The organism is Nocardia sp. NPDC059764 (genome assembly GCF_042732555.1).
In the GTDB taxonomy this organism is placed as follows: Bacteria; Actinomycetota; Actinomycetes; order Mycobacteriales; family Mycobacteriaceae; genus Nocardia.
Genome location: NZ_JBHWHH010000256.1, coordinates 1 through 7716, shown reverse-complemented (window position 1 = coordinate 7716; position 7716 = coordinate 1). Strand labels below are relative to the sequence as shown.

Here is a 7716-nt window from a genome sequence, read left to right as displayed (position 1 = left end):
GTTTGACCAGCTGGGCCACCATTTTGTCCGTGAATCCCGGACGGTGCTCCGCTGTCAGCTAGGCATTCGGTCCCGTGTGCAGCCGGGCCGAATACCTCACCGGTGTCAGCGGGCGGCGTTCGCCGGGTCGAGCAGCGCCGGAACCCGGGTCTCCCGGTCCGGGCCCTTGGCCTCCGCCATTGGCCAGCGGGCGCAGCTGTACAAGACGATCGCGCGGCTACAGGACGCGGGCCTGGTGGCCGTCCGCCAGACCGGCCGAGACCAGCAGTACCCCGAGCGCACCGTCTACGAGATCACCGACGACGGCCGCACCGCCTGCCTCGCCTGGATCAACGACATGGTCGCGACGCCGCGCAACGAATTCCCGGAATTCCCTGCGGCCCTGTCATTTCTGATGCTGCTCGGGCCCATTCCGGCCCGGGTCGAACTCCAGCGGCGCGCCGACGCCCTGCGCGCCGGACTCGAAGAAATCGACGCGGGCCTCGATCAGGCCACGAAGTTCGGCCTCCCGCGCGTCGCGCTACTCGAGGACGAATACCAGCGCACCGTCCTCGCCGCCGAATTGCAGTGGCTGCAAGGCGTTCTCGCGGATCTCGCCGACGGCACCCGCACCTGGTCCTGGGAAAGTCTGGCCCCGTTCCAGGACCGGACGCCCGACTGAAGAAGAATCGCCGCCCGCCTCGGACCGGCTCGGCAGGTTCACGCCGCAACGCTCGTGACGATGAAATTGATTGCACACCTTTATATTTGGACCTACGCGGCCTCTTCGCCGGTGCGTCGAATTCCAGCGTACGGGTGAGGGTGTCGGACCGGCTGCCTCAGGTGATTTGGGCGACCCGTTCGACACTTCTACTGGTCTGCAGCATATGCACTGAAATGCCACCGCAAATGTCACCGAAATGTCCGTACGGCGAGTGTCAATTTGTTGCGAACCCCTCGGGGTTACCAACGGCAAGGCCGCCCGCATCCGAAAATGCGGGCGGCCTTGGTGTTTCGGGCTACACCGGACTCAGCGGGCGAACAGCAGCGCGCGCTTGACTTCCTGGATCGCCTTGGTGACCTCGATGCCACGGGGGCACGCGTCGGTGCAGTTGAAGGTGGTGCGGCAGCGCCACACACCCTCGACATCGTTGAGGATGTCCAGACGCTCGCGGGCGCCCTCGTCACGGCTGTCGAAGATGAAGCGGTGCGCGTTCACGATCGCGGCCGGGCCGAAGTAGCTGCCGTCGCTCCAGTACACGGGGCAGGAGGTGGTGCAGCAGGCGCACAGGATGCACTTGGTGGTGTCATCGAAGCGGGCGCGGTCGTGCTGGGACTGGATGCGCTCGTAGGTCGGCTCGTTGCCCTTGGTGATCAGGTAGGGCTTGACCGCCTTGAACGCGTCGAAGAACGGCTCCATGTCCACCACGAGGTCCTTCTCCACGGGCAGGCCGCGGATCGGCTCGACGGTGACCGTCAGCTCCTTGCCGCCCTTGGGCAGCATGTCCTTCATGAGGATCTTGCACGCCAGGCGGTTGACGCCGTTGATGCGCATGGCATCCGAGCCACACACGCCGTGCGCGCAGGAGCGACGGAAGGTGAGCGTGCCGTCCAGGTAGGACTTGATGTAGATCAGCACGTTCAGGAACCGGTCGGTCGGCAGCACGGGGACCTTGAACTCGTCCCAGTGCTGGCCCTGCCCGTCCTCCGGGTTGAAGCGGGCGACCTTGACGGTGATCAGGGTCGACCCGTCCGGCACCGGAGCCGGCTTCTGCGGCGTTTCAGCGACAGCAGTCATCAGTACTTACGCTCCATCGGCTCGTAACGGGTCTGCACAACCGGCTTGTAGTCCAGACGGATGTCGGAGATGAGCTCCGGGCTGGTCTTGTAGGCCATGGTGTGGCGCATGAAGTTGACGTCGTCGCGGTCCGGGTAGTCCTCGCGCGCGTGGCCGCCACGGGACTCCTTGCGGTTCACCGCACCCGCCACGGTCACCTCGGCCAGCTCCAGCAGGAAGCCCAGCTCGACGGCCTCGAGCAGGTCGCTGTTGTAGCGACGGCCCTTGTCCTGCACGGTGATCCGCGAGTAGCGCTCCTTGAAGACCTGGATCTCCTCGAGCATGGACTTCAGCGACTCCTCGGTGCGGTACACACCGGCCTTGTCGTCCATGGAGTTCTGCAGCTCGGTGCGGATGTCGGCGACGCGCTCGTTGCCGTGCTCGCCCAGCAGGTTGGCCAGCCAGTCCTGCACCATCTGCGCCGGGTTCTCCGGCATGTCGACGAACTCGGCGCGCTGCGCGTACTCGGCGGCCGCGATGCCCGCGCGCCGGCCGAACACGTTGATGTCCAGCAGCGAGTTGGTGCCCAGACGGTTGGCGCCGTGCACGGAGACACAGGCGCACTCACCGGCGGCGTACAGGCCGGGCACGATGTCGGTGTTGTTGCGCAGCACCTCGCCGCGGATGCGGGTCGGGATGCCACCCATCACGTAGTGACAGGTCGGCATGACCGGCACCGGCTCCTTGACCGGGTCGACGCCCAGGTAGGTGCGGGCGAACTCGGTGATGTCGGGGAGCTTCTCCTCGAGCACGTCCTCACCGAGGTGGGTCACGTCGATGAGCACGTAGTCCTTGTTCGGGCCCGCGCCGCGGCCCTCACGGACCTCGAGCACCATGGAGCGCGCGACGATGTCACGCGGCGCCAGGTCCTTGATGGTCGGCGCGTAGCGCTCCATGAAGCGCTCACCGGAGGCGTTGCGCAGGATGCCGCCCTCACCACGCACAGCCTCGGAGATGAGGATGCCCAGGCCCGCGAGGCCTGTCGGGTGGAACTGGTGGAACTCCATGTCCTCCAGCGGAAGACCCTTGCGGAACACGATCGCCATGCCGTCACCGGTGAGGGTGTGGGCGTTGGAGGTGGTCTTGTACATACGACCCGAACCACCGGTGGCGAAGATGATCGACTTCGCGTGGAACACGTGCAGCTCGCCGGTGGCCAGCTCGTAGGCCACGACGCCGGTCGCGATCGGGCCGTTGGGGCCGTCGGACAGGATCAGGTCGAGCACGTAGAACTCGTTGTAGAACTCCACGTCGTGCTTGACGCAGTTCTGGTACAGCGTCTGCAGGATCATGTGGCCGGTGCGGTCGGCGGCGTAGCACGCGCGACGCACGGGCGCCTTGCCGTGGTCACGGGTGTGGCCACCGAAGCGACGCTGGTCGATCTTGCCCTCGGGCGTGCGGTTGAACGGCAGGCCCATCTTCTCCAGGTCGAGCACGGCGTCGATGGCCTCCTTGGCCATGATCTCCGCGGCGTCCTGGTCGACCAGGTAGTCACCACCCTTGACGGTGTCGAAGGTGTGCCACTCCCAGTTGTCCTCTTCCACGTTCGCCAGCGCGGCGCACATGCCGCCCTGCGCCGCACCGGTGTGAGAACGGGTCGGGTAGAGCTTGGTCAGGACGGCGGTGCGCACCCGAGGACCGGCCTCGATCGCCGCACGCATTCCAGCGCCACCGGCACCGACGATGACGACGTCGTAGCGGTGCTCCTGAATCGGTCGGGATTCACTCATCGAGGTCGCCTGTTCCTAACTGATGTTGGGGTCGAAGGTGAAGATCACGTAGGTGCCGGTGACCATGACCAGGATCATGGACACGACCAGCGCGGCCTTCAGCCAGAAGCGGGTGGAGTCCTTGCGCGCGTAATCGTCGATCACGGTGCGCAGGCCGTTGCCGCCGTGCAGCTGGGCCAGCCACAGCATGGTGAGGTCCCAGAGCTGCCAGAACGGGGAGGCCCAGCGGCCGGCGACGAACGCGAAGTTGAGGCGGTGCACGCCGCCGTCGAGCATCAGCATGATCGTCATGTGGCCGATGACCAGGATGACCAGCAGCAGGCCCGAGGCACGCATGAAGAGCCAGGCGTACTTCTCGAAGTTGTTGCCGCCGGCGCGGCGGGGCGCGCGCGGGGCGTCGAGCGAGGCGGGGCGGTCGTAGGACTTACCGAGAACAGGTGCGGTCATGCCTCAACCTCGCTAGCGCTCGCTTGCGGCATGCCCGCAATTGCGGCTGTGTTTGTTTGACGTTCGCTTCGCTCACTCATGTCGGCTCTCAATTCGTCAGCAGGTAGAAGAACTGGCGGCCGACACCGGCACCGGCGACGACGATCCAGATCGCGAGGACGATCCAGAGCATCTGGCGCTGGTAGCGCGGGCCCTGCGACCAGAAGTCGACGAGGATGATGCGGATGCCGTTGAACGCGTGGAACAGCACGCAGACGACGAGACCCATTTCCATGAGGGCGACGACGGGGTTCTTGTAGGTCTCGATCGCCCGGTCGTAGGTGTCCGGGCTGACTCGCACCAACGCGGTATCGAGGACGTGGACGAACAGGAAGAAGAAGATCGTCACGCCGGTGATGCGGTGCAGTGCCCAGGACCACATGCCGGGGTCGCCTCGGTACAAGGTTCGCTTCGGCTTGGCCGGAGCTTCTAGCGTGGTCATAGAGTGCGGTGCCTCCAACGTCGTTGATGGACCCGGTCAGAATCCGGCCGCGGAGCCTTCGGACTGTCGAAACCACCTGCTCACGAGCGGAATCAACATCCGGTGGCAGTGCTGCAGGCCCGTTGTCGGGAACCTGAACCGATCTGTCGTGAACTCTAAACCCAGCTTTGGAGGGGAACTAATTCGGCGTGCCGCTCGTTGGCTCAAATTGTTGTGAGTTAGGTTTGCCTTTCCTGATTTTCGCGACCAGGCAGAACGCGTAACACGGGGGTGCTGTCACGTCCATAGGAGGATGGTCCGAAATGTCCGATATTGACTGGAAAGCCCTGCGCTACAAGGCTTTTGAAGTTATGCAAGAGGCGTATGCCCCCTATTCCGGATTCCCCGTCGGGGCCGCGGCTCTCACCGCCGACGACCGCGTGGTGAGCGGCTGCAATGTGGAAAATGTCTCATACGGTTTGGGCCTCTGCGCCGAATGTGTACTGGTCGGTAACTTGATTTCGGGTGGCGGCGGGCGACTCCGGGCGGTCTCGATTTGCGATTCGCGAGGCGCGGTGCTCATGCCCTGCGGACGTTGCCGGCAGATTCTGCTCGAGCACGGCGGCGGTGATTTGCTCGTCGATCACCGCGAGGGTCCCGTCACCCTGAACACGCTGCTGCCGGACTCCTTCGGGCCCGACGACCTCGCCGCCGGGCAGCGGTAGAACCCCGCTATAACAGCTGATCATCGTGGCGCGCGGGGGAATCCGTGGAAAGGCGGCCCAGCCCGTGCCAGGGTGGAGGGCGTGACGGTGCACTCGGCGGTGGACGTGATTCGGGCCAAGCGCGACGGCGGACAGCTCAGCGACGCGCAGATCGATTGGGTGGTGGACGCGTTCACCCGCGGCGAGGTCGCTGACGAACAGATGTCGGCGCTGGCCATGGCCATCGTCTGGCGCGGCATGACCCGCCGCGAGACCGCCCGCTGGACCCACGCCATGATCGACTCCGGGAAGCGTTTGGACTTCACCGATCTGGGCCGCCCCACCGTCGACAAACACTCCACCGGCGGGGTCGGTGACAAGATCACCCTGCCGCTGTCGCCGCTGGTCGCGGCCTGCGGGGCCGCCGTGCCCCAGCTCTCCGGACGCGGATTGGGGCACACCGGGGGCACACTCGACAAGCTCGAGGCGATACCCGGCTGGCAGGCGGACCTTCCGGTCGCGCGCATGCGGGAGCTCCTGGCCGATCCCGCCGTCGGCGCCGTCGTCTGCGCCGCCGGAGCCGATCTGGCCCCCGCCGACAAACGGCTCTACGCGCTGCGTGATGTCACCGGGACCGTGGAATCCATCCCCCTGATCGCCAGCTCCATCATGAGCAAGAAGATCGCCGAGGGCACCGGTGCGCTGGTCCTGGACGTGAAAGTCGGGCGTGGGGCGTTCCTGCGCGAGGAGGCGCAGGCGCGCGAACTGGCCACCGCCATGGTCGAACTCGGCACCGACGCCGGGGTGCGGACGGTGGCCCTGCTCACCGCCATGGACACCCCGCTCGGCCATACCGCCGGAAACGCCCTGGAAGTCTGCGAATCGCTCGACGTGCTCGCGGGCGGCGGCCCCGCCGACGTCGTCGACCTCACCCTCACCCTGGCTCGGGAGATGCTGGCGCAGGCCGGGATCACCGACGTCGACCCGGCCGACGCGCTCGCCGACGGCCGCGCCATGGACCATTGGCGTGCCATGGTGCGCGCCCAGGGCGGCGATCCGGACGCCCCGCTGCCGCAGGCCCGCCACACCGAAACCCTGCGCGCGCCCGCCGGGGGCACCCTGATCCGCCTCGACGCCCTCGACGTCGGACTCGCCGCCTGGCGGCTCGGCGCGGGCCGGGCCCGGCAGGGCGACCCGGTGCAGGCCGGGGCGGGCGTCGAAATGCACGCCAAGCCAGGCGATTCCATCACCGAGGGGCAGCCGCTGCTCACCCTGCACACCGACACCCCCGAGGCCTTCCCGGCGGCGCTGGACCTGCTGCGCGGCGCGTTCACCATCGACGGCACCGTCCAGTTGCCGCTGCAACCCTTGATCCTGGACCGCATCACCGCCTGAAGATGAAGGATTCGCGCCGGTCAGCAACGTGAGGGCAACGACATGCCGAACTGTCGGTGAGTCGGGCCAACAGTCCTGCCGCAGAACGGGAATGCGGCTAACGTTGCTACATGACTGGACCGACGCCCCTCACTCTCGCCTCGATCCGCCAGGCTCCCAAGGCGGTCCTGCACGATCACCTCGACGGCGGGCTGCGACCCGCGACGGTGCTGGAACTCGCCCACGCCGCCGGATACGACCAGCTACCGGCAAGCGACGCCGAATCCCTCGGCGCCTGGTTCCGGGACGCGGCCGACAGCGGCTCGCTCGAGCGCTACCTGGAGACCTTCGCCCACACCGTCGCCGTCATGCAGACCCCCGAAGGGCTGCGCCGGGTCGCCCGCGAATGCGCCGAGGACCTCGCCGCCGACGGCGTCGTCTACGCCGAGGTGCGGTTCGCGCCCGAACAGCACATCGAGGCCGGACTCACCCTCGACGAGGTCGTCGAGCACACCATCGCCGGATTCCGGGAAGGCGAGGCGGCCGCTGCCGCGGCGGGCACCCCCATCACCGTGGTCTGCCTGCTCACCGCCATGCGGCACGCCGCCCGCTCCCGCGAGATCGCCGAACTCACGGTGCGCTGGCGCGACCGCGGCGTCGGCGGCTTCGACATCGCGGGCGCGGAAGCCGGCTACCCGCCCAGCCGCCACCTCGACGCCTTCGACTACATGCGGGCCAACCTCGCGCACTTCACGATTCACGCGGGCGAGGCGTTCGGACTGCCGTCCATCCACGAGGCCGTCGCCTTCTGCGGCTGCGAACGACTCGGGCACGGCGTGCGCATCACCGACGACATCACCGAGGGCCCGAACGGGCCGGTCCTCGGCGTGGTCGCGAACTACGTGCGGGACATGCGGATTCCGCTGGAACTGTGCCCCTCCTCGAACGTGCAGACCGGGGCCGTGCCCTCGCTCGACAAGCACCCGTTCGACCTGCTCGCGCGGCTGCGGTTCCGGGTCACCGTGAACACCGACAACCGTTTGATGAGCGACACCACCATGAGCAAGGAGATGCTCAAGCTGTCGGAGACCTTCGGGTACGGCTGGAGCGATCTGGAACGGTTCACCATCAATGCCATGAAGTCCGCGTTCATCCCGTTCCCGGAACGACTGCGGCTGATCGACG

8 protein-coding genes are annotated in these 7716 nt (G+C 67.0%); 4 read left to right on the top strand and 4 right to left on the bottom strand.

The window, feature by feature from the left end; all coding sequences use genetic code 11:
* Window positions 1-166: 166 nt before the first annotated feature.
* Complete coding sequence (locus ACFV4K_RS33415) at window positions 167-661, top strand: PadR family transcriptional regulator (protein ID WP_379280294.1); 495 nt, start codon at window positions 167-169, stop codon at window positions 659-661.
* Between the two features lie 348 nt (window positions 662-1009).
* Here ACFV4K_RS33415 and ACFV4K_RS33410 read toward each other — a convergent pair whose 3' ends face one another.
* The 4 genes from ACFV4K_RS33410 to sdhC form a co-directional block, all read right to left on the bottom strand.
* The gene (locus ACFV4K_RS33410; RefSeq protein ID WP_379280293.1) at window positions 1010-1777 is read right to left on the bottom strand and encodes a succinate dehydrogenase iron-sulfur subunit; all 768 of its coding nucleotides are present in this window, start codon (window positions 1775-1777) and stop codon (window positions 1010-1012) included.
* A complete protein-coding gene (gene sdhA / locus ACFV4K_RS33405) occupies window positions 1777-3546 on the bottom strand; it encodes a succinate dehydrogenase flavoprotein subunit (protein WP_379280292.1) in 1770 nt (589 codons plus the stop codon). The genes ACFV4K_RS33410 and sdhA overlap by 1 nt, the downstream gene beginning before the upstream one ends.
* A 15-nt stretch (window positions 3547-3561) precedes the next feature.
* Entirely contained in the window at window positions 3562-3993 is a 432-nt protein-coding gene (locus tag ACFV4K_RS33400; RefSeq protein WP_357098390.1) for a succinate dehydrogenase hydrophobic membrane anchor subunit, read from the bottom strand.
* An 88-nt stretch (window positions 3994-4081) separates the two neighbouring features.
* Complete coding sequence (gene sdhC / locus ACFV4K_RS33395; RefSeq protein WP_213557854.1) at window positions 4082-4474, bottom strand: succinate dehydrogenase, cytochrome b556 subunit; 393 nt, start codon at window positions 4472-4474, stop codon at window positions 4082-4084.
* A gap of 302 nt (window positions 4475-4776) precedes the next feature.
* Here sdhC and ACFV4K_RS33390 point away from each other — a divergent pair, with 302 nt between their 5' ends.
* From ACFV4K_RS33390 to ACFV4K_RS33380, 3 genes are all read left to right on the top strand, one after another.
* Entirely contained in the window at window positions 4777-5178 is a 402-nt protein-coding gene (locus ACFV4K_RS33390; RefSeq protein WP_379280291.1) for a cytidine deaminase, read from the top strand.
* Window positions 5179-5265: 87 nt separating this feature from the next.
* Window positions 5266-6552: a thymidine phosphorylase gene (locus ACFV4K_RS33385; protein WP_379280295.1), complete on the top strand. Its 1287-nt coding sequence runs from the start codon at window positions 5266-5268 to the stop codon at window positions 6550-6552.
* 110 nt (window positions 6553-6662) lie between these two features.
* Window positions 6663-7716, top strand: a 1054-nt coding sequence (locus ACFV4K_RS33380) for an adenosine deaminase (RefSeq protein ID WP_379280290.1), incomplete at its 3' end; no start/stop codon positions are given.